Here is a 20,835-nt window from a genome sequence, read left to right on the forward strand (position 1 = left end):
CTGATTACTCCGTGCCCGCAGGGTCGGCTTGCAGTTGGGTTTCGACTTCTACGGCAGGCTTGGCGTCAGGCTTGACCCACCAGGTATTGATGCCGATGTCGTACTTGGGCGAGGTTTTCGGGTGGCCTATATGATTCCAGTAGGCCACGCGCCAGCTCTTGATGTGCCAGTTGGGCACCACGTAGTAGCCCCATTGCAGAACACGATCCAGCGCACGGGCGTGGGCCACCAGACTCTTGCGCGAGTCGGCGTTGATCAGGCTTTCCACCAGTTGGTCAACGGTCGGATCCTTCAGACCCAGGCTGTTGCGGCTGCTCGGCTTGTCGGCGGCGGCGCTCATCCAGTATTCGCGCTGCTCGTTACCCGGCGAATTGGACTGCGGAAAGCTGCCGACCATCATGTCGAAGTCCCGCGAGCGCACGCGGTTGATGTACTGCGAGACGTCGACGCGGCGGATCACCAGATCGATGCCGAGGTCGCTGAGGTTGCGCTTGAACGGCAGCAGCACCCGTTCGAACTCGGTCTGGGCGAGGAGGAATTCGATCACCACCGGTTTGCCGGTGGCGTCGACCATTTTGTCGTCGACGATTTTCCAGCCGGCCTCTTGCAGCAGTTGATACGCCTCGCGCTGCTGGGTGCGGATCATGCCGCTGGCGTCGGTCTTGGGATTTTCGAAGGCTTCGCTGAACACCTGGGCCGGCAGTTTGCTGCGGAACGGTTCGAGGATCGTCCGTTGCTCTGCGTCGGGCAGGCCGGTGGCGGCCATTTCCGAGTTCTCGAAGTAACTGCGGGTGCGCACGTAGGCGCCGTTGAACAATTGCTTGTTGGTCCATTCGAAGTCGAACAGCAGCCCCAGCGCCTGACGCACGCGCACATCCTGGAACACCGGGCGGCGCAGGTTGAAGACGAAGCCCTGCATGCCGGTCGGGTTGCTGTTGGGGATCAGTTCCTTGATCAAACGCCCCTCGGTGACCGCCGGAACGTTATAGGCGCTGGCCCAGTTCTTCGCGGTCATCTCCAGCCAGTAATCGAACTGCCCGGCCTTCAGCGCTTCGAGGGCGACGGTGTTGTCGCGGTAATAGTCGGTGGTCATCGTGTCGAAGTTGTAGAAGCCACGGTTGACCGGCAAGTCCTTGCCCCAGTAATCCTTGACCCGCTCGTAACGTACCGACCGGCCGGCCTTCACTTGGGTGACCTTGTACGGGCCGCTGCCCAGCGGGATTTCCAGATTGCCCTTGTTGAAGTCGCGACTGGCCCACCAGTGTTTCGGCAGGACCGGCAACTGGCCGAGGATCAGCGGCAGCTCGCGGTTGTTGCTGTGCTTGAACTTGAACAAGACTTTCAACGGGTCTTCGGCGATGGCTTCGGCGACGTCGTTGTAGTAGCCGCGAAACATCGGCGAGCCTTCCTTGGTCAACGTCTCGAAGCTGAACACCACGTCTTCGGCGCGCACCGGGTGGCCGTCGTGGAAGCGTGCTTCCGGGCGCAGGTAGAAACGCACCCAACTGTTGTCGTCGGCTTTCTCGATCTTGCTGGCAATCAGGCCGTATTCGGTGAACGGCTCGTCGAGGCTGTGTTTGGTCAGGGTGTCGTAGATCTGGCCGATGTCATCGGCCGGCACGCCTTTGTTGATGAACGGGTTGAGGCTGTCGAAGCCGCCGAAACCGGCTTGGCGGAACACGCCGCCCTTGGGCGCATCGGGATTGACGTAGTCGAAGTGCTTGAAATCGGCCGGGTATTTCGGCGGCTCGTTGTACAGGGTCACGGCGTGTTGCGGGGCGGCCCAGGCCAGCCCGGCGAACAGCAAGCCGCCGGCCTGCACGAGCAGGGTGCGAACAGCGTTCATCGATCTTTCTCCGAAGACTTCAGCCACCATGCGCTCAGGCCCAGGGTGTAGGGCGGCGTGGTGACAAAGGCCAACCGGTTGCGGTAGGCCAGACGGTGATAATTGAGGTACCAGTTGGGAATGCTGTAGTGCTGCCAGAGCAGCACGCGGTCGAGCGCTTTGCCGGCGGCGACCTGCTCGTCGCGGGTGCGCGCGGCGAGCAATTGTTCGAGCAGGTGATCGACCACCGGATTGGCGATGCCCGCGTAATTCTTGCTGCCCTTGACGTTCACCTGGCTGGAGTGGAAGTACTGCCACTGCTCAAGGCCCGGGCTCAGGGTCTGGCCCAGTGTCATCGAGATCATGTCGAAATCGAATTGGTCGAGGCGCTGTTTGTACTGGGCGCGATCGACCGTGCGCAGGCGCGCGTCGATGCCGATGCTGTTGAGGTTTTCGATGTACGGCTGATAGAGCCGCTCCAGGCTCGGGTTGACCAGCAGCAGTTCGAAACGCAGCGGTTGGCCGTCTTTGTCTTGCAGGCGCTGGCCGTGGAGCTTCCAACCGGCCTCGGCGAGCAGGGCGAGGGCTTTGCGCATAGTCTCGCGCGGAATGCCACGGCCGTCGGTCTTCGGCAGGGTAAACGGCTCGGTGAACAGCCGGGCTGGCAACTGCTCCTTGTAAGGCTTGAGCATCAGCCATTCATGGCCGACCGGCAGGCCGGACGCAGTGAATTCGCTGTTGGGGTAGTAGCTGCTGGTGCGTTTATAGGCATCGCTGAACAGCGCGCGGTTGGTCCATTCGAAATCGAACATCAGACCCAACGCTTCGCGCGTCCTGACATCGGCGAAGGTCGCGCGGCGGCTGTTCATGAACAGGCCCTGAGTCTGGGTCGGGATCTGATGCGGGATCTGCACCTTGATCACTTCGCCACGACGTACAGCAGGGAAGTTGTAACCGTTGACCCAGTTCTTTGCCTGATGCTCGATGTAGATGTCGAACTCACCGGCCTTGAACGCTTCGAAGGCGACATCGCTGTCGCGGTAGAACTCGACTTCCATGCGATCGAAATTGTACTTGCCGCGATTGACCGGCAGATCCTTGCCCCAGTAATCCTTGACCCGCTCGAAAATCAGCTGTCGGCCTGGCGTGACCGACGTGATGCGGTACGGCCCGCTGCCCAGCGGTGGTTCGAACGTGGTGGCTTTGAAGTCGCGGTCTTTCCAGTAATGCTGCGGCAGCACCGGCAACTCGCCCAGGCGCAGGATCAGCAGCGGATTGCCCGAGCGCTTGAACACAAAGCGAATGCGCTGCTTGTTGAGGATGTCGACTCGCAGCACTTCCTGCAGGGCCGTGCGATACAGCGGATGACCGTCCTTGAGCAGCGTTCGATAGGAGAACGCCACGTCGTAGGCGGTGATCGGCGCTCCGTCGTGAAAGCGCGCTTCGGGGCGCAAATTGAAGACGACCCAGCTGCGATCTTCGCTGTACTCCACCGATTGTGCGATCAACCCGTAACTCGACGCCGGCTCGTCGCCGGACGGCGAATACTGTCCGGTACCGACCATCAGCGGCTCGTTGAGCTCGTTGATGCCGTACTGGAGAAAATTGGCGGTGGTAACCGGGCTGGTGCCCTTGAAGGTGTACGGATTGACCGTATCGAAGGTGCCGAACGCCATCACCCGCAACGTACCGCCCTTGGGCGCTTGCGGGTTGACCCAGTCGAAGTGGGTAAATCTGGCCGGGTACTTGAGCGTGCCGAACTGCGCATAACCATGACTTTCGGTAATCGTCGCGCTTGCGGGTGAGCTCAAGGCCAGGCTGATCAGGAGCAGGGAGAGGGCACGCTTCAAGTCAGATCCGATCCAGCGGCTTGGGCTTTGTGGGCCGTACAGTAACAGCTTGTCTGGACAGGAAAAAGATGCGGGTTAATGGCGGGTTAATCGTTTGCGCGAAGAGCCCCTCACCCTAACCCTCTCCCGGAGGGAGAGGGGACTGATCGTGGTGTCTGGGCGAATTGCACCGACGTGCGATACCGAGTCGAAGTCAGTTTCTGAAAAGCCCCCGATCGGCTCCCTTTCCCCCTCTCCCCCCTGGGGGAGAGGGCTGGGGTGAGGGGGATGGATCTAAAGCACACCACAAAAACTTCATCCAAAAAAAGCCCCTGAAATATCAGGGGCTCTTCAATCAGTGCGGCTGATAAACCGTAAGCATCTGCCCAGGCTTGAGTGCCTTGCCCGCACCCGGGTTCCAACGCTTGAGATGTTGCATCTCGACGTTGAACCGCTTGGCCACCACATACAGGGTGTCGCCGCGCTTGACCTTGTACTGGGTCTGCTGCTTGCTCTCGTCCTTGCCTTTGGTCTTGGTATTCGCCGCGACCACGGTGTTGACCCGGCCGGACTTGCGCGCCGGGGCACGCTTGGTGTTGTCCTGCATGACCAGGGTCTGGCCGACCTTGAGATTCTTGCCGGTCAGCTTGTTCCAGCGCTGCAGATCCTTGACTTCGACCTTGTTGGCCTTGGCGATGGAGCCGAGGTTGTCGCCACGCTTGACCCGATAAGCACGTTTGAGCTGCGCCACTTCCGACGGATCGGCGCCTTCGAACACCGGTTTCAGCGAGCGCGGGCTGATCAGTTCGTCCGGGCGCATGGTCTGCAGACTGGCGGTCAGCAGTTGCGCCTTGGACGTCGGCACCAGCAAGTGCTGCGGACCGTCGATGGTGGTGCGCTGTTTGAACGCGGGGTTGAGCTGGAACAGTTCGTCTTCATCGATGTTCGCCACCGCAGCGACCTTGGACAGGTCCATGCGCTGGTTGATTTCGACGACCTGGAAGTACGGTTCGTTGGCGATCGGGTTGAGGTTGACGCCGTAGGCTTCAGGCGCCAGTACCACTTGTGACAGTGCCAGCAACTTCGGCACATAGGCCTGGGTTTCCGCCGGCAGTGGCAGGTTCCAGTAGTCGGTGGGCAGGCCGAGTTTTTCGTTGCGCTCGATCGCCCGGCTTACGGTGCCTTCACCAGCGTTGTAGGCTGCCAGCGCCAGCAGCCAGTCGCCGTTGAACATGTCGTGCAGGCGGGTCAGGTAATCCATCGCGGCCGTGGTCGAGGCGGTAATGTCGCGACGACCATCATAAAAACGCGTCTGGCGCAGGTTGAAATAACGCCCGGTGGACGGAATGAACTGCCACAGGCCCACCGCATCGGCGCGGGAATAGGCCATCGGGTTGTACGCGCTCTCGATCACCGGCAGCAGGGCCAGTTCCAGCGGCATGTTGCGCTCTTCGAGGCGTTCGACAATGTAATGAATGTAGAGGCTGCCGCGTTCACCGGCATTCTCGAGGAAGGAGGGGTTACTGGCGAACCACAGGCGTTGTTGCTCGATGCGCGGATTGACGCCAAGGCCTTCCTGCAACTGGAAGCCCTGACGCATGCGTTCCCAGATGTCCTGGGGCGCCACGGGAGTGGGCTTCTCGGTCAGCCAGATCGGCTTCTGCTTGGCTCGCGCAGCAATGTTCGGCGTATGCGTCGCTTCAGTCTGCGGAGCGTGGCTGGAGCAACCCGCCAGCGTGGCGGACACAGCCACCGCGATGGCTTGCGCCAGGCGGGTCAAAGCATCTGAATTGACGGACTTACGTATGGATGACGACATTGGCTGGAAGTAAGTTCCGGGCAAAAATGTCGGGCGATTCTAGAAAGCGCACCCCCTGCGGTCAACCATTGAGAATTTTTGTCCCGGCCGGCGCGCTTGTCAGAACTTGTCTTTCCATGCCCGCAGAGCCGCAAATACCTCGCTCGGCGCCCGGTTTTGAGCGCCTTCCCGTTCGTCCACTTTTTGTGTAACCAATGTTTCAGAAGTGCGTAAAAACGGATTGGTAAGCTTTTCCAGAGCCAGAGTCGACGGCAACGTCATCACGCCGTTCTGCCGTTGCTGCGTGACCTTTTCCAGACGGGCGGCGACTTCCGGGTTGCCCGGCTCGACGGCGGCGGCAAATTTCAGATTGCTCAAGGTGTATTCATGGGTGCAGTAGACCAGCGTATCTTCCGGCAGGGCCGCAAGACGGCTGAGCGAGCGGTACATCTGCTCGGGTGTGCCTTCGAACAACCGGCCGCAACCGGCGGCGAACAGGGTGTCGCCGCAGAACAGCAGGCCATGGTGGTAATAGGCGATGTGCCCCAGGGTGTGACCGGGCACCGCATAGACGTCGAAGTCCCAGCCGAGCACGCTGACGCTGTCGTTGTCCTTGAGCGCTACGTCGCGCGCCGGGATGCTTTCGCTGGCCGGGCCGTAGACCTTGGCGCCGGTCGCGGCTTTCAGGCGCTCGACGCCGCCGACATGGTCATGGTGATGGTGAGTGATCAGAATATCGCTGAGCACCCAGCCCGGATGCGCGTCAAGCCACGCCTGCACCGGGGTGGCGTCGCCCGGATCGACCACCGCGCAGCGCTGGGTCTGATGATCCTGTAACAACCAGATGTAGTTGTCGGTGAACGCGGGCAGGGCACTGATCTGTATCATCGTCGGAATTCGCCAAGCAGAAAACATTGGCGCATCTTAGTAGTTCCTGGCGCGTTGGAGAATGACATGACCGATAAAGCGTTCGCTCAGGCCGATCCCGACTGGCTGGCATTGATCAGCGCCGCCCGCGAATGGCTGTCGGGGCCGCTCGGGCAATTTCTGCTGGATGAAGAGCGGCGCATGCTCGATGACGAGCTCGGCCGCTTCTTCGGCGGTTATCTGGTGCATTACGGGCCGTCCGCCGAAACCCCGCCGGCCGCGCCGCAAGTGCAGCGCAACGTGCGTCTTGGCGCGCCGTTGCCCGGTGTCGAGATCGTTTGCGAAGAGCAGGCCTGGCCGTTGAGCGAGCACGCTGCCGACGTGGTGGTGATGCAGCATGGCCTGGATTTCTGCCTGTCGCCCCACGGCTTGCTGCGTGAAGCGGCGAGCAGCGTGCGCCCCGGCGGGCATCTGCTGATCATCGGCATCAACCCCTGGAGCACCTGGGGGCTGCGGCATTTCTTCGCCAATGATGCCCTGCGCAAGGCGCGCTGCATCTCGCCGTCGCGGGTCGCCGACTGGCTCAATCTGCTGGGCTTCGCGCTGGAGAAACGCCGCTTCGGGTGCTATCGTCCGCCGCTCGCATCACCCAAGTGGCAGAACCGTCTGGCCGGCTGGGAACGCAAGGCCGGTGACTGGCAATTGTCTGGCGGCGGCTTCTATCTGCTGGTGGCGCGCAAGATCGTGGTGGGGCTCAGGCCGTTGCGCCAGGAACGCCGCGAGCCGATGGGCAAGCTGATTCCGCTGCCGATGGCCAAGGTCAACCGCCGCCGCATCGAACCGTAAATCTTCTTTTATTTGTGGCCGGGCTTGTCCCGGCCGCGGTCATTGTCGATCCGTGATTGGCAGGACAGGCATTTTTTCTGGAAAGACTGACATGAGCGAAAGCGTGGAAAGCGTCGATACCGTAGAACTGTTCACCGACGGCGCCTGCAAGGGCAACCCCGGCCCCGGCGGCTGGGGCGCGCTGCTGGTGTGCAAGGGCGTCGAAAAGGAACTGTGGGGCGGCGAGGCCAACACCACCAACAATCGCATGGAGCTGCTCGGCGCGATTCGTGGCCTCGAAGCGCTCAAGCGCCCCTGCGAAGTGCTGCTGGTCACCGACTCGCAATACGTGATGAAAGGCATCAACGAGTGGATGGCCAACTGGAAGAAGCGCGGCTGGAAAACGGCTGCGAAAGAGCCGGTGAAGAATGCCGATCTGTGGAAAGAGCTGGACGAGCAGGTCAACCGCCACAAAGTCACCTGGAAATGGGTGCGCGGGCACATTGGCCATCACGGTAACGAGCGGGCTGACCAATTGGCTAACCGTGGGGTCGATGAAGTTCGCGGTTACAAGCAGAGCTGATTTCGCTTCTAACCGTGGCGTGGCCGTTCGCGAGCAGGCTCGCTCCCACAGGGAAATGTATTCCAGGCCTTGAATTGGAATGCATTCAATGTGGGAGCGAGCCTGCTCGCGAAGGACCCGCCACGGTCTGCGCCACGGTCCGACTGAAACACCCCGCCGAGCGTGTTAACATCCGCGCTTTTGCATGATTGACCCGTTGAGAGCTGAGCACTGATGGCCACCAGATCCGTTGTACTCGATACCGAAACCACCGGCATGCCGGTGACCGATGGTCACCGGATCATTGAAATCGGTTGCGTCGAACTGATCGGTCGGCGCCTGACGGGCCGGCACTTTCACGTTTATCTGCAACCGGATCGCGAGAGCGACGAAGGCGCGATCGGTGTGCACGGCATCACCAACGAATTCCTCGTCGGCAAGCCGCGCTTTGCCGAAGTTGCCGATGAGTTCTTCGAGTTCATCCAGGGCGCGCAGCTGATTATCCACAACGCGGCGTTCGACGTTGGCTTCATCAACAACGAATTTGCCTTGATGGGCCAGCACGATCGCGCCGATATCACCCAGCATTGCACCATCCTCGATACCCTGATGATGGCCCGGGAACGTCACCCGGGGCAGCGCAACAGCCTCGATGCGTTGTGCAAACGTTACGGCGTCGACAACTCCGGCCGTGAACTCCACGGCGCCTTGCTCGACTCGGAGATTCTCGCCGACGTCTACCTGACCATGACCGGCGGCCAGACCAGCCTGTCGCTGGCTGGCAACGCGTCTGACGGCAATGGCACGGGCGAGGGCGCCGACAACTCGGCTACCGAAATCCGCCGCCTGCCGGTCGATCGCCAGCCAGCACGCATCATCCGGGCGACCGAAGAAGAACTGGCGGCGCATCTGGTGCGGCTGGAAATCATCGCCAAATCGGCAGGAGCGCCGGCGTTGTGGACGCAGATTGCCGAGGCTGATGCGCAGGTCTGAAAACCTGAAGATCAAAGATCAAAAGATCGCAGCCTTCGGCAGCTCCTACAGGGATTGCATTCCATAGTGGGGGCCAGGAAGGCAGCGATTTTTTGCGTTTGGCGACATGGAGCCAAGTTGCCACTCTCGCCACATTCGTCGCAACCCTCTACCCTGAGTGCACTGGTCAGGTGCAAATCTGCCGCCTCAGGACACTGAGTCTCATGTACAAAGAGTTGAAATTTGCGCTGGCAATCATCCATCGCGACGGTAAGGTCGACAGCGTCGGCTGCGTCAAGGAATGAGGACTTTTCCCAGTATGCAACCGGTCATGAATCCGAAATACCCAGGGTTGTCGGTGCGTGTAGCCGACGAAGGTTTTGCGCCGTATATCTGGGGCAGCGACTTCAGTTTCGAGGTCGCTGCCTACGGCGCTGCCGTGATCGGCAAACCGGTCGAGCAATGGCCGGTGACGCCAATCGTGCCGTACCGCAAGTGCTACGGCATCGATCCCGAAGAATTCAGCGCCTTTCACAACGCGCCCGACAGTGCGATTTTCATGGCGTATCTGGACGACGAGCCGGTCGGCCACCTGGTGATCAGCACCAACTGGAACGGCTTTGCCCATATCGATGAACTGGCGGTGCACGCCCCGGCCCGTCGCCACGGCGTGGCCAAGGCGTTGCTTGATGTCGCGCAGTTCTGGAGTCGCAAGAAAAAGCTGCCGGGCATCATGCTCGAAACCCAGAACAACAATCTCGGCGCCTGTCGTCTGTATGAGCGTTGCGGCTATGTGATCGGCGGCATCGACCAGTTGCGCTATCGCGGCATCGATCCGCATACCGCTGAAGTCGCGTTGTTCTGGTATCGCCTGTTCGATAATCCGCTGGAAAAACCACTCAGCTCGACAACATCGCCTCGGCTTGTTCCGTGACGATCGCCAGCAAGGTCTGAATCGCCGCCGACGGCGCGGCATGTTTGAAGGTCAGGGCGCAGAGGCTGATCGGCACTGCCGGTGAGAGCGGGCAGACGTCAAGCCCACCGGCGCGGGCGCCCAGAGCGGTGAACGGATCGACGATGGCCAGACCTTCGCCGGCCTCGACCATGCTGCGCATCATCTGATGGGTCTGCACGCGGGTCTGAATGCTTGGCGCCGGGCGCAGGGCCTGGAGTTTGTTTTCCAGTGCCGGGCTCAGCGGATCCTGACCTTCGAGACCGACCATGGCCTGACCGGCCAGATCCGCGAGGGAAATGTATTTCTGTTTCGGCTGCAGCCAGCCGTGCGGAGCGAGCAATTGCAGCTTGCCCTGGGCCAGCGGCTGGCAGTGGATATCGGGGTGTTCGGGATCGTGCAGGCTCAGGCCCAGATCGCTTTCGCGCAATAACAGGCTGCGGACGATGTCGCGAGTCGGCGCGCTGAGCAGGCTGCACGGTGCGTCGGGCAGGCGTCGACGCAGGGTCGCAAGGCTTTGTGGCAGTAATTGTTGGGCCAGCGGCGGGGTGCCGATGATGCGCAAGGGCGGGGCGAGGTACTGCTTGAGGCTGCTGGCCAGACGCTGCACCGGCTCCAGCGCCTCATAGATGTGCGCGATTTCCACTTGCAAGGCGCGCGCTTCGGGGGTCGATTGCAGGCGACCGCGAACGCTGGCGAACAACATGAACCCCAACTGACTCTCGGCTTCGCGCAAACGCTCTTCGACCTCGGTCACCGGCAGTTGCAGCCATTCGGCGGCGGTGCCCAGGTGACCGGTCTGCAAGAGCGCCTGAATCACTTCGATGTGGCGTAAACGCATGCGTGAAGTCCATGTTCAGCAGGTGGGGTCAGACGCTGAATCCTACCCCAAGTCCGCTCGCATGACTTCTGCTCATAACGCTAGGTTATTGAGCGACGGTTGGCTCAGGTTCGCGGATCAGGGTAATGCCTGATTGCACCAGGAGAAACTCGCTGTCACTGACCTTGTTGACCCGATCGCCAATGGCGAGTTTGTAAATGGGCTCCGAGCCAGTGGATCCGTCTGCAGACGGGTTCGATTCCTGGAATTCATGCACGGAATAAACGCGGCCTTCCGCATCTCTTGCATGAAACTGACCGACGAGTACTGCTGCCATCTGCTTAGAACCTCTGGAGATAAAACGCTTGATTTGCGGCTTTGTAGACCGTCAGCAAGCTCGGTAAGTTTTCCTACAGGAAAAAAATATTCCTCGCGCAGGAAAAACCAATGACCACTGGTGAAAATGTCACTGGATCATCTATAACTAGCGACTCTTCCCACGGACCATCGAGAGTCATCCATGAGCAATGTCTACAACGTCGCTGTAGTGGTCGGTAGCCTGCGCAAAGCATCGATCAATCGCAAAGTCGCACTGGCCCTCGCCGAACTGGCACCGGCCAATCTCAAGCTCGAGATTGTCGAAATCGGTGAACTGCCGCTGTACAACGAAGACATCGACGGCGATTCTCCGCCGGCAGCCTACAGCACTTTCCGTCAGAAAGTGGCGTCATCCGACGCGGTGCTGTTTGTCACCCCCGAGTACAACCGCTCGATCCCGGCACCGTTGAAGAACGCCATCGACGTTGGTTCCCGTCCTTATGGCCAGAGCGCGTGGAGTGGCAAACCCGGCGCGGTGATCAGCGTATCGCCAGGCGCCATCGGTGGCTTCGGCGCCAACCAGCACCTGCGCCAGACCTTTGTTTTCCTTGATATCCATTGCCTGCAACAGCCGGAAGCCTACCTGGGCGGCGCCGGTAACGCGTTCGACGAAGCGGGCAAACTGAGCGACTCGGTGAAGCCGTTCCTGCAAAAATTCATCGATGCTTACGGCCAGTTCGTCGAGCAACACAAGAAATAAGCTCACCGAAACGCACTGTGGGAGCGAGCCTGCTCGCGAAGGCGGACTGTCAGATAACAATTTCGCGTCTGACAAACCGCTTTCGCGAGCAGGCTCGCTCCCACATTTGTTCGATTTCCACCCGTTTCGCTATTTGAAGGCTTCTGCGAATGCTCGCTGCGTCACTGATTTTCCTGCTGACCATCACCCTCGTTATCTGGCAACCCAAAGGTCTCGGCGTCGGCTGGAGTGCAACGTTGGGCGCCGTGCTGGCGTTGATTTTTGGCGTCGTTCACCTCACGGACATCCCGCTGGTCTGGCAGATCATCTGGAACGCCACCGGCACCTTCGTCGCGCTGATCATCATCAGTCTGTTGCTCGACGAGGCTGGCTTTTTCAATTGGGCGGCGCTGCACGTGGCGCGTTGGGGGCGGGGCAGTGGGCGCAAATTGTTTGCCTTCATGGTGCTGCTCGGCGCGCTGGTCTCTGCGCTGTTCGCCAATGACGGCGCGGCGCTGATTCTCACGCCGATCGTGATTTCAATGCTGCTGGCGCTGCGCTTTTCACCAGCGGCGACGCTGGCCTTCGTCATGGGCGCCGGGTTTATCGCCGATACGGCGAGCCTGCCGCTGGTGGTGTCGAACCTGGTCAACATCGTTTCGGCGGACTTCTTCCATATTGGCTTCAACCGCTATGCCGCAGTGATGGTGCCGGTGAACTTCGTCAGCGTGGCGGCGACGTTGGGCATGTTGCTGTGGTTTTTTCGCCGCGACATCCCGGCCGCTTACGACCCGGAACAACTGGAAAATCCGCAAACCGCGATCCACGACAAAGCGACGTTCTACGCCGGTTGGGCGGTGTTGGTGATCCTGTTGATCGGCTGCTTTGCCCTCGAACCGCTGGGCATTCCGATCAGCGCAATTTCGGCGGTGTGTGCCGCGCTGCTGCTGGGTATTGCCGCGCGCGGCCACAAGATCTCCACGCGCAAAGTGATGAAAGAAGCGCCGTGGCAGATCGTGATTTTCTCGCTGGGCATGTACCTGGTGGTGTACGGCCTGCGCAATGCCGGACTCACCGGTTACCTCGCCGGGTGGCTGGACGTATTCGCCGGTCACGGCGTGTGGGGCGCGGCGATGGGCACCGGGGTGCTGACGGCGCTGCTGTCGTCGATCATGAACAATCTGCCAACGGTACTGATCGGCTTGCTGTCGATCGACGCCAGTCAGGCCAGCGGCGTGATCAAGGAAGCGATGATCTACGCCAACGTGATCGGCAGCGACCTGGGGCCGAAGATCACTCCGATCGGCAGCCTGGCGACCTTGCTGTGGCTGCACGTGCTGGAGCGCAAAGGCATCCATATCGGCTGGGGCTATTACTTCCGTGTCGGGATTGTGTTGACGGTGCCGGTGTTGCTGGTGACGTTGGCGGCATTGGCGGTGCGGTTATCCCTATAGACCGAGTTGCTCTTTTCGCGAGCAGGCTCGCTCCCACAGGGATCGCATTCCACATTTGAAATGCATTCTCTGTGGGAGCGAGCCTGCTCGCGAATTGGGTCGGACACCACAAATCTCAGGTTTGGCCGGGGACATTCGGCCAAAGATCCGCCACCAGAAACAACCGCTCCGCCTCTTCCCATTCGCCCTGGGCATTCTCGGTCAGGCGTACCATCAACTGCGCCGGGGCCAGTGCTGGCAGGTCTGCCAGCCACAAACGCAGGTGCTCATCTGTCCAGACCTGATCCGCCGGGTAATGCGCCGGCGCCAGCCACGCATGGCGGGGCAGGGGTTGCCAGCGGCCCGGCGGGCGCTGCGCGACAAACGCCGGCCAGTCCCTCTGATGCAGCCAACTGCCACGCAGATGTTGCGGATGCGCGCCTTGCGGTGACTCGGCCTGACCGGGCCACGGATACAGCAGATAACCGCCCAGCCACAACTGCGCGCTGAAGGTTTCGATATCCAGTGCCGCGAGCACCTCGCGGCTTTCCGGGCGCGCCGAGATCGGCAATTGATGCTCGGCCAGATGTGCCAGTTTGCGATCCAGCCGGTCATGACAACCCGGCCCCAGCCACTGCGCGGGATCGCGGCCATCGCCATCCTGCGGGCCAAGGTAGAGCTTGATCGCCAGTTCCAGATGATGCACGCCGTCGCGGTCACGCAGCAGCATGTCGAGTTCGCCGAGGGTGTGCCCAGCGCGGCGGATTGGCAGGTTGGCGGCGATCAGTTCGATGCCCGGCGCATGCGAGACGGCGAACTGCCAAAGACGCTCGTAATACAGACCCAGACGGCGGGTGCGCGCCTGCGACAGCCATTGCAGCAGGCCGTAACTGTCGCGGTCGAGCTGATGCAGCCAATGTTCGAGGCGCTGCGGGTCGTGCACCCAGTCGCTGCCGGCAAGCGGATGGCGCTGGGGCCACGGCGTGGCGGCGAGCATCGGCGGCGCGAGGATCACCCACGCCAGGTCCCGCACTTCGGGATGGCGTAATCGATGGGGCAATTGCAACAAGTCGGGGAACAGGATCATCTTGCGAGCATAGCCTTAAACCTGAGTGCACCCTTGAGGCTGAAAGGATTTTGTCTATCTGGCGCTTTCGCCCATAATCGGGTTTTCGCGTTTTCGATTGTCCGCAGAGGTCCCATGGAGCAATTTCGTAATATCGGCATCATCGGTCGCCTGGGCAGTTCCCAGGTGCTGGATACCGTCCGCCGACTGAAACGCTTTCTGCTCGACCGTCACCTGCATGTGATCCTCGAAGACACCATCGCTGAAGTCCTGCCCGGCCATGGTCTGCAAACCTCGTCGCGCAAGATGCTCGGCGAAGTTTGTGACATGGTCATCGTCGTCGGCGGTGACGGCAGCCTGCTCGGCGCCGCGCGGGCGCTGGCCAGACACAATATTCCGGTGCTGGGCATCAACCGCGGGAGCCTTGGCTTCCTCACCGACATTCGCCCCGACGAGCTGGAAATCAAGGTCGCCGAAGTGCTCGACGGCCACTATCTGGTAGAAAACCGTTTCCTGCTGCAAGCCGAAGTGCGTCGCCATGGCGAGGCCATCGGCCAGGGCGATGCGCTAAACGATGTGGTGCTGCACCCGGGCAAATCGACGCGGATGATCGAATTCGAGCTGTATATCGACGGCCAGTTCGTCTGCAGCCAGAAGGCCGACGGCCTGATCGTCGCGACGCCCACCGGCTCCACCGCCTACGCGTTGTCCGCCGGCGGGCCGATCATGCATCCCAAGCTCGACGCTATTGTGATTGTGCCGATGTACCCCCATACCTTGTCGGGACGGCCGATCGTGGTCGATGGCAACAGTGAGCTGAAAATCGTCGTGTCCAAAGATATGCAGATCTACCCGCAGGTGTCCTGCGACGGGCAGAACCACTTCACCTGCGCACCGGGCGACACCATTACCGTGAGCAAGAAAGCGCAGAAGCTGCGCCTGATTCATCCGCTCGATCACAATTACTACGAGGTGTGCCGCACCAAGCTTGGCTGGGGCAGCAAGCTGGGGGGCGGAGGCGACTGATGCTCGATCCCGCGCGCAGTTACGACCTGATCGGTGACGTGCACGGATGCGCCATGACCCTCGAACACTTGCTGGACCGTCTCGGTTATCACAAGCAGGGCGGGGTCTGGCGGCATCCTTCACGCATGGCGGTGTTCGTCGGCGACATCATCGACCGTGGCCCGCGCATTCGCGAGGCGCTGCACATCGTCCACGACATGGTCGAGGCGGGGCAGGCGCTGTGCATCATGGGCAACCACGAATTCAACGCGCTCGGCTGGGTCACCCCGGCGCCACCGGGCAGCGGCAAGCAGTTCGTGCGCGAACACACCAAGCGCCATGCGCGGCTGTTGCAGGAAACCCTGAGCCAATTCGAGGACCATCCCGGCGACTGGCATGACTTCCAGCAGTGGTTCTACGAGCTGCCGCTGTTCGTCGATGCCGGTCGTTTCCGCGTGGTGCATGCGTGCTGGGACGCCGGGCTGATCGAGCCGCTGCGGGCGCTGTTCCCCAATGGCTGCGTCGATGAGCATTTCCTCCAGGCCTCGGCGGTGCCCGGCAGCTTCGCTTGCACCGTGTTCGACCGCTTGCTGCGCGGCACCGACATGCGCCTGCCGGGTGGCCTGACCATGACCAGTGGCGACGGTCTGGTGCGTTCGTTCTTCCGCACCAAGTTCTGGGAAGACGACCCGAAAACCTATGGCGACATCGTGTTCCAGCCCGATGCACTGCCCGAACCTGTCGCGCAGACGCCGCTGACGTCCACTGAAAAGAATTCCCTGCTGCGCTACGGCGTCGACGAGCCGTTGCTGTTCGTCGGCCACTACTGGCGCAGCGGCAAACCGGCGCCGATCCGCCCGAACCTCGCGTGCCTGGATTACAGCGCCGTGCTCTACGGCAAACTGGTGGCCTATCGTCTGGACCAGGAAACGCGCCTGGATCCGCAAAAATTCGTCTGGGTCGATGTCGAGCGGCCGGAGGTGCTGCAATGAGTGCGGTAGCGGTATTGCGCCTGCCGTTGGCGGTGGATCTGAGCGGTTTTGTCAAACTGCTGCAACGCATGCAAGTGCCCCATCGCGTCAGCGAAGAGGCGGGCGAACAGGTGTTGTGGGCGCCAGAGGAAATCAGCGAGGACGTGCGTTCCTTGTACGAGCGCTTCCCGGCCGGCGACCCGGATCAACAACTGGACATTCCCGTAGGCCAGACCTTCAAACGACCGAGTTTTGCCGAACAGCTGAAACACGCCAAAGCCACCGGGTTCATTCTGCTGTTGAGCCTGATCGTCGGCGGTCTGACCTTCCTCGGCGAAAACCTGGAAACGCTGCGCTGGCTGACCTTCCTCGATTTCCGCGTGATCGGTGAGTACATCCACTTCACGCCGCTGGCCGATAGCCTCGCGGCGGGGCAGTGGTGGCGGCTGGTGACGCCGATGCTGATCCACTTCGGCATCCTCCATCTGGCCATGAACGGTATGTGGTACTGGGAGCTGGGGCGGCGCATCGAGTCGCGCCAGGGCAGCATCAACCTGATCGGCCTGACGCTGCTGTTCAGTCTGGTGTCCAACTACGCCCAGTTCGTCTGGAGCGGCCCGAGCCTGTTTGGTGGGCTGTCCGGCGTGCTTTACGGCTTGCTCGGGCATTGCTGGATCTTCCAGTTGCTGGCGCCGAACCCGGCCTATCGTCTGCCGCGCGGCGTGCTGGTGATGATGCTGGTGTGGCTGGTGGTGTGCATGTCCGGGCTGATCTCGCTGATCGGTTTCGGCCAGATCGCCAACGCCGCGCACCTGAGCGGGTTACTCATCGGATGCTTTACCGGTTTGTTGGGCGGTTTGTATAACCGCCGTAAACTGGCCGTCTAACATTTTTGTTTCAGCAAAGAGCACGGAGACCCTGATGTCCTCTTTCAACGACATGATCAACAACATCACCCCGGACATCTACGAAAGCCTGAAACTGGCCGTGGAAATCGGTAAATGGTCCGACGGCAACAAACTCACTGCCGAACAGCGCGAGCTGTCGTTGCAGGCGATGATTGCCTGGGAAATCCAGAACCTGCCGGAAGACCAGCGCACTGGCTACATGGGCCCGCAAGAATGTGCGTCGAAGTCGATCGAAGTGCCGAACATCCTGTTCAAGTCGGATGCCATCCATTGATCGAGATTGGCCGCGGTGCAATCAGCAAAATGTCGGCGCGTCTGGACGGGTCTAACGTGCAGTACGCGTTTCGTCTGGATGACGTCGAGGTGCCGGTCAATCCGTTGATCGGCAGCACCCTGCGTCTGGAGTTTTTGGGGGCGATTCACTGCACCCATTGCGGGCGCAAAACCAAAACCAGTTTCAGTCAGGGCTATTGCTACCCGTGCATGACCAAACTGGCGCAGTGCGACCTGTGCATCATGAGTCCGGAGCGCTGCCACTTCGACGCCGGCACCTGCCGCGATCCGGAGTGGGGCGAGAAATTCTGCATGACCGATCATGTGGTTTATCTGGCCAACTCGTCGGGGATCAAGGTTGGCATCACCCGTGCTACGCAGTTGCCGACCCGTTGGCTCGACCAGGGTGCGAGTCAAGCCTTGCCAATCATGCGTGTATCGACACGCCAGCAATCGGGGTTTGTCGAGGACCTGTTCCGCAGCCAGGTGGCGGACAAGACCAACTGGCGCGCGCTGCTCAAAGGTGATGCGGCGGCGGTGGATCTGGCGCAGGTGCGCGATCAGTTGTTCGAAAGCTGCGCCGAAGGCCTGCAAGGGTTGCAGGAGCGATTCGGCCTACAGGCGATTCAGACGATTGCCGATGTCGAACCGCTGGAAATCCGCTATCCCGTCGAGCAATACCCGGCGAAAATCGTCAGCTTCAACCTGGACAAGAACCCGATTGCCGAAGGCACGCTGCTGGGGATCAAGGGTCAGTACCTGATCTTCGACACCGGCGTGATCAACATTCGTAAATACACGGCGTACCAGCTCGCCGTGCATCAATAAGGATTCCAGCATGCGCACCGAACAACCGAAGATGATCTATCTCAAGGACTATCAGGCGCCCGAGTACCTGATCGACGAAACGCACCTGACCTTCGAGTTGTTCGAGGACCACAGCCTGGTTCACGCGCAACTGGTGATGCGCCGTAATCCTGAACGTGGCGCCGGCCTGCCGCCGCTGGTGCTCGACGGCCAGCAACTCGAGCTGCTGTCGGTGACGCTGGCGGATCAGGAGCTGAGCGCCGCTGACTATCAAGTCTCCGACAGTCACCTGACGCTGCAACCGACCAGTGAAACCTTCACCCTCGACACCAGCGTGCGCATCCATCCGGAAACCAATACCGCGCTGGAAGGCCTGTACAAGTCCGGCACGATGTTCTGCACTCAGTGCGAGGCCGAAGGCTTCCGCAAGATCACCTATTACCTCGACCGCCCGGACGTGATGAGCAAGTTCACCACCACCGTCGTGGCCGAACAGCACAGCTACCCGGTGTTGCTCTCCAACGGTAACCCGATCGCTTCCGGCCCCGGCGAAGACGGCCGGCACTGGGCGACCTGGGAAGATCCGTTCAAGAAACCGGCGTACCTGTTTGCGCTGGTCGCCGGTGATCTGTGGTGCGTCGAAGACACTTTCACAACCATGAGCCAGCGCAACGTCGCGCTGCGCATTTATGTCGAGCCGGAAAACATCGACAAGTGCCAGCACGCGATGAACAGCCTGAAGAAATCCATGCGCTGGGACGAAGAGGTCTACGGTCGCGAGTACGATCTGGACATCTTCATGATCGTCGCCGTCAACGATTTCAACATGGGCGCGATGGAGAACAAGGGCCTCAACATCTTCAACTCCAGCGCCGTGCTGGCCCGCGCCGAAACCGCGACCGACGCCGCGCACCAGCGGGTCGAGGCGATCGTCGCCCACGAATACTTCCACAACTGGTCGGGCAACCGCGTGACCTGCCGCGACTGGTTCCAGTTGTCGCTGAAGGAAGGCTTCACGGTGTTCCGCGATGCCGGTTTCTCCTCGGACATGAACTCGGCGACGGTCAAGCGCATTCAGGACGTGGCGTACCTGCGTACTCACCAGTTCGCCGAAGATGCCGGGCCGATGGCCCACGCCGTGCGTCCGGACAGCTTCATCGAGATTTCCAACTTCTACACCCTGACCGTGTACGAAAAGGGTTCGGAAGTGGTCGGCATGATCCACACCCTGCTGGGCGCCGAAGGCTTCCGTAAGGGCAGCGATCTGTATTTCGAACGCCACGACGGTCAGGCCGTGACCTGCGACGACTTCGTCAAGGCCATGGAAGATGCCAATGGCGTTGATCTCAGTCAGTTCAAACGCTGGTACAGCCAGGCCGGCACACCGCGTCTGGCCGTCAGCGAGTCCTACGACGCTGCGGCGAAAACCTACAGCCTGACCTTCCGCCAGAGCTGCCCGCCGACCCCGGACAAGGTAGAAAAACTGCCGTTCGTGATTCCGGTCGAGCTCGGCCTGCTCGACAGCCAGGGCAATGAAATCGCTCTGCGTCTGGCTGGCGAAGCCTCGGCACAAGGCACCACTCGGGTGATTTCGGTAACCGAAGCCGAGCAGACCTTCACGTTTGTCGACATCAACGAACAGCCGCTGCCGTCGCTGCTGCGTGGCTTCTCGGCGCCAGTGAAATTGAGTTTCCCGTACAACCGCGACCAACTGATGTTCCTGATGCAGCACGACAGCGACGGCTTCAACCGCTGGGATGCCGGTCAGCAACTTTCGGTGCAAGTGCTTCAAGAGTTGATCGGCCAGCATCAGAAAGGCGAGAGCCTGAAGCTCGATCCGCGTCTGGTGTCGGCGCTGCGCACGGTGCTGTCCGACGAGTCGCTGGATCAGGCGATGGTTGCCGAAATGCTCTCGCTGCCGGGTGAGGCTTATCTCACCGAGATCAGCGAAGTGGCCGACGTCGAGGCGATTCATGTCGCGCGCGAATTTGCCCGCAAGCAACTCGCCGAAGGCTTGTTCGAAGCGCTGTGGCTGCGCTATCAGGCCAATCGCGACCTCTCGAAGAAGACTCCATACGTCGCCGAGGCCGAGCACTTCGCCCGTCGCGCATTGCAGAATATCGCCCTGTCGTACCTGATGCTCAGCGGCAAGCCGGAAGTGTTGGCAGCGGCCCTGGAGCAGTTCGAGACCGCCGACAACATGACCGAGCGCCTGACTGCGCTGGCGGTGCTGGTCAACTCGCCGTTCGAAGAACAGAAGGCCCTCGCCCTGGCCAGCTTCGCCGAGCACTTCAAGGACAATCCGCTGGTCATGGATCAGTGGTTCAGCGTGCAGGCCGGCAGCACGTTGCCGGGCGGTTTGGAGCGGGTGAAGGCGTTGATGCAGCACCCGGCGTTCAACATCAAGAATCCGAACAAGGTGCGGGCACTGATCGGTGCGTTCGCCGGGCAGAACCTGATCAACTTCCACGCGGCGGACGGTTCCGGTTATCGCTTCCTCGCCGATCTGGTGATCGAACTGAACGGCTTCAACCCGCAGATCGCCTCGCGCCAACTGGCCCCGCTGACTCGCTGGCGCAAATACGACAGCGCCCGTCAGGCGTTGATGAAGGCTGAGCTGGAGCGGATTCTGGCGTCCGGGTCGCTGTCCAGTGATGTGTATGAAGTGGTAAGCAAAAGCCTCGCGTAACCCGATCCTGTAGGAGCTGTCGAGTGGAACGAGGCTGCGATCTTTTGATTTTGATGATCATAAAGGTCCGTATTCCAGCTTCAGACCGCCCCTCACCCTAACCCTCTCCCAGAGGGAGAGGGGACTGACCGAGGTGAATATTCGAGTTACACCGACCTGAAATTCTGGCATCGAAC

At 60.9% G+C, this 20,835-nt stretch carries 19 protein-coding genes; 12 read left to right on the forward strand and 7 right to left on the reverse strand.

Features of this window, described 5'->3' with window-relative positions; translation table 11 throughout:
* Nucleotides 1-4 precede the first annotated feature (4 nt).
* The 4 genes from AC0Z5Z_RS15765 to gloB all read right to left on the reverse strand — a co-directional run bounded on the left by AC0Z5Z_RS15765 (nt 5) and on the right by gloB (nt 6,340).
* Nucleotides 5-1,846 (reverse strand): extracellular solute-binding protein, encoded by a 1,842-nt coding sequence (locus AC0Z5Z_RS15765; RefSeq protein ID WP_485611290.1) that lies wholly within the window; start codon nt 1,844-1,846, stop codon nt 5-7.
* Nucleotides 1,843-3,675: an extracellular solute-binding protein gene (locus AC0Z5Z_RS15770; RefSeq protein WP_095179575.1), complete on the reverse strand. Its 1,833-nt coding sequence runs from the start codon at nt 3,673-3,675 to the stop codon at nt 1,843-1,845. The genes AC0Z5Z_RS15765 and AC0Z5Z_RS15770 overlap by 4 nt, the downstream gene beginning before the upstream one ends.
* Before the next feature lie 334 nt (nt 3,676-4,009).
* On the reverse strand, nt 4,010-5,473 hold the full coding sequence (locus AC0Z5Z_RS15775) for a transglycosylase SLT domain-containing protein (RefSeq protein WP_041480626.1): 1,464 nt from the start codon (nt 5,471-5,473) through the stop codon (nt 4,010-4,012).
* 99 nt (nt 5,474-5,572) lie between these two features.
* Nucleotides 5,573-6,340 carry a hydroxyacylglutathione hydrolase gene (gene gloB / locus AC0Z5Z_RS15780; protein ID WP_056786790.1) on the reverse strand — a complete coding sequence of 256 codons (768 nt, stop codon included), beginning with the start codon at nt 6,338-6,340 and terminating at the stop codon, nt 5,573-5,575.
* Between the two features lie 66 nt (nt 6,341-6,406).
* Between gloB and AC0Z5Z_RS15785 the strand changes: the two genes are divergently transcribed.
* From AC0Z5Z_RS15785 to AC0Z5Z_RS15800, 4 genes are all read left to right on the forward strand, one after another.
* Entirely contained in the window at nt 6,407-7,165 is a 759-nt protein-coding gene (locus AC0Z5Z_RS15785) for a class I SAM-dependent methyltransferase (RefSeq protein WP_041480625.1), read from the forward strand.
* A 91-nt stretch (nt 7,166-7,256) separates the two neighbouring features.
* Nucleotides 7,257-7,727 carry a ribonuclease HI gene (gene rnhA, locus AC0Z5Z_RS15790; RefSeq protein ID WP_007910572.1) on the forward strand — a complete coding sequence of 157 codons (471 nt, stop codon included), beginning with the start codon at nt 7,257-7,259 and terminating at the stop codon, nt 7,725-7,727.
* Nucleotides 7,728-7,940: 213 nt separating this feature from the next.
* Entirely contained in the window at nt 7,941-8,699 is a 759-nt protein-coding gene (gene dnaQ, locus AC0Z5Z_RS15795; RefSeq protein ID WP_041480624.1) for a DNA polymerase III subunit epsilon, read from the forward strand.
* A 298-nt stretch (nt 8,700-8,997) separates the two neighbouring features.
* Nucleotides 8,998-9,612, forward strand: a complete 615-nt coding sequence (locus AC0Z5Z_RS15800) for a GNAT family N-acetyltransferase (protein WP_016774208.1) — start codon at nt 8,998-9,000, stop codon at nt 9,610-9,612.
* Here the strand turns inward: AC0Z5Z_RS15800 and AC0Z5Z_RS15805 are convergent.
* Nucleotides 9,578-10,471: a LysR family transcriptional regulator gene (locus AC0Z5Z_RS15805; protein WP_457263544.1), complete on the reverse strand. Its 894-nt coding sequence runs from the start codon at nt 10,469-10,471 to the stop codon at nt 9,578-9,580. The two genes, AC0Z5Z_RS15800 and AC0Z5Z_RS15805, sit on opposite strands and share 35 nt — an antisense overlap.
* Nucleotides 10,472-10,556: 85 nt before the next feature.
* A complete protein-coding gene (locus AC0Z5Z_RS15810) occupies nt 10,557-10,787 on the reverse strand; it encodes a hypothetical protein (protein ID WP_071171849.1) in 231 nt (76 codons plus the stop codon).
* 183 nt (nt 10,788-10,970) lie between these two features.
* Here AC0Z5Z_RS15810 and AC0Z5Z_RS15815 point away from each other — a divergent pair, with 183 nt between their 5' ends.
* Nucleotides 10,971-11,528: an NADPH-dependent FMN reductase gene (locus AC0Z5Z_RS15815; RefSeq protein WP_039763234.1), complete on the forward strand. Its 558-nt coding sequence runs from the start codon at nt 10,971-10,973 to the stop codon at nt 11,526-11,528.
* A gap of 149 nt (nt 11,529-11,677) precedes the next feature.
* On the forward strand, nt 11,678-12,961 hold the full coding sequence (locus AC0Z5Z_RS15820; protein ID WP_110599012.1) for an arsenic transporter: 1,284 nt from the start codon (nt 11,678-11,680) through the stop codon (nt 12,959-12,961).
* 115 nt (nt 12,962-13,076) lie between these two features.
* On the opposite strand, the gene AC0Z5Z_RS15825 is transcribed toward AC0Z5Z_RS15820, so the two are convergent.
* Nucleotides 13,077-14,027, reverse strand: coding sequence for a DUF1853 family protein (locus tag AC0Z5Z_RS15825; RefSeq protein WP_485611291.1), 951 nt, complete (start codon nt 14,025-14,027; stop codon nt 13,077-13,079).
* Between the two features lie 114 nt (nt 14,028-14,141).
* Here AC0Z5Z_RS15825 and AC0Z5Z_RS15830 point away from each other — a divergent pair, with 114 nt between their 5' ends.
* Genes AC0Z5Z_RS15830 through pepN form a run of 6 tightly spaced genes read left to right on the forward strand, consistent with a single transcriptional unit; the run spans nt 14,142 to nt 20,659 of the window.
* Entirely contained in the window at nt 14,142-15,032 is an 891-nt protein-coding gene (locus tag AC0Z5Z_RS15830; protein ID WP_041480619.1) for an NAD(+) kinase, read from the forward strand.
* Nucleotides 15,032-16,003 (forward strand): metallophosphoesterase, encoded by a 972-nt coding sequence (locus AC0Z5Z_RS15835; protein ID WP_095179579.1) that lies wholly within the window; start codon nt 15,032-15,034, stop codon nt 16,001-16,003. Before AC0Z5Z_RS15830 ends, AC0Z5Z_RS15835 begins: the two co-directional genes overlap by 1 nt.
* Nucleotides 16,000-16,869 carry a rhomboid family intramembrane serine protease gene (locus AC0Z5Z_RS15840; protein ID WP_256808873.1) on the forward strand — a complete coding sequence of 290 codons (870 nt, stop codon included), beginning with the start codon at nt 16,000-16,002 and terminating at the stop codon, nt 16,867-16,869. The genes AC0Z5Z_RS15835 and AC0Z5Z_RS15840 overlap by 4 nt, the downstream gene beginning before the upstream one ends.
* A gap of 34 nt (nt 16,870-16,903) precedes the next feature.
* The gene (locus AC0Z5Z_RS15845; RefSeq protein WP_016774215.1) at nt 16,904-17,164 is read left to right on the forward strand and encodes a YeaC family protein; all 261 of its coding nucleotides are present in this window, start codon (nt 16,904-16,906) and stop codon (nt 17,162-17,164) included.
* Nucleotides 17,161-17,991, forward strand: a complete 831-nt coding sequence (locus AC0Z5Z_RS15850; RefSeq protein ID WP_186569239.1) for a DUF2797 domain-containing protein — start codon at nt 17,161-17,163, stop codon at nt 17,989-17,991. The genes AC0Z5Z_RS15845 and AC0Z5Z_RS15850 overlap by 4 nt, the downstream gene beginning before the upstream one ends.
* A 10-nt stretch (nt 17,992-18,001) precedes the next feature.
* Nucleotides 18,002-20,659: an aminopeptidase N gene (pepN, locus tag AC0Z5Z_RS15855; RefSeq protein ID WP_122708264.1), complete on the forward strand. Its 2,658-nt coding sequence runs from the start codon at nt 18,002-18,004 to the stop codon at nt 20,657-20,659.
* The last annotated feature ends 176 nt before the right edge of the window (nt 20,660-20,835 follow it).

The sequence above is a fragment of the Pseudomonas sp. 1L-E-NC-VB-C3 genome, assembly GCF_057291535.1.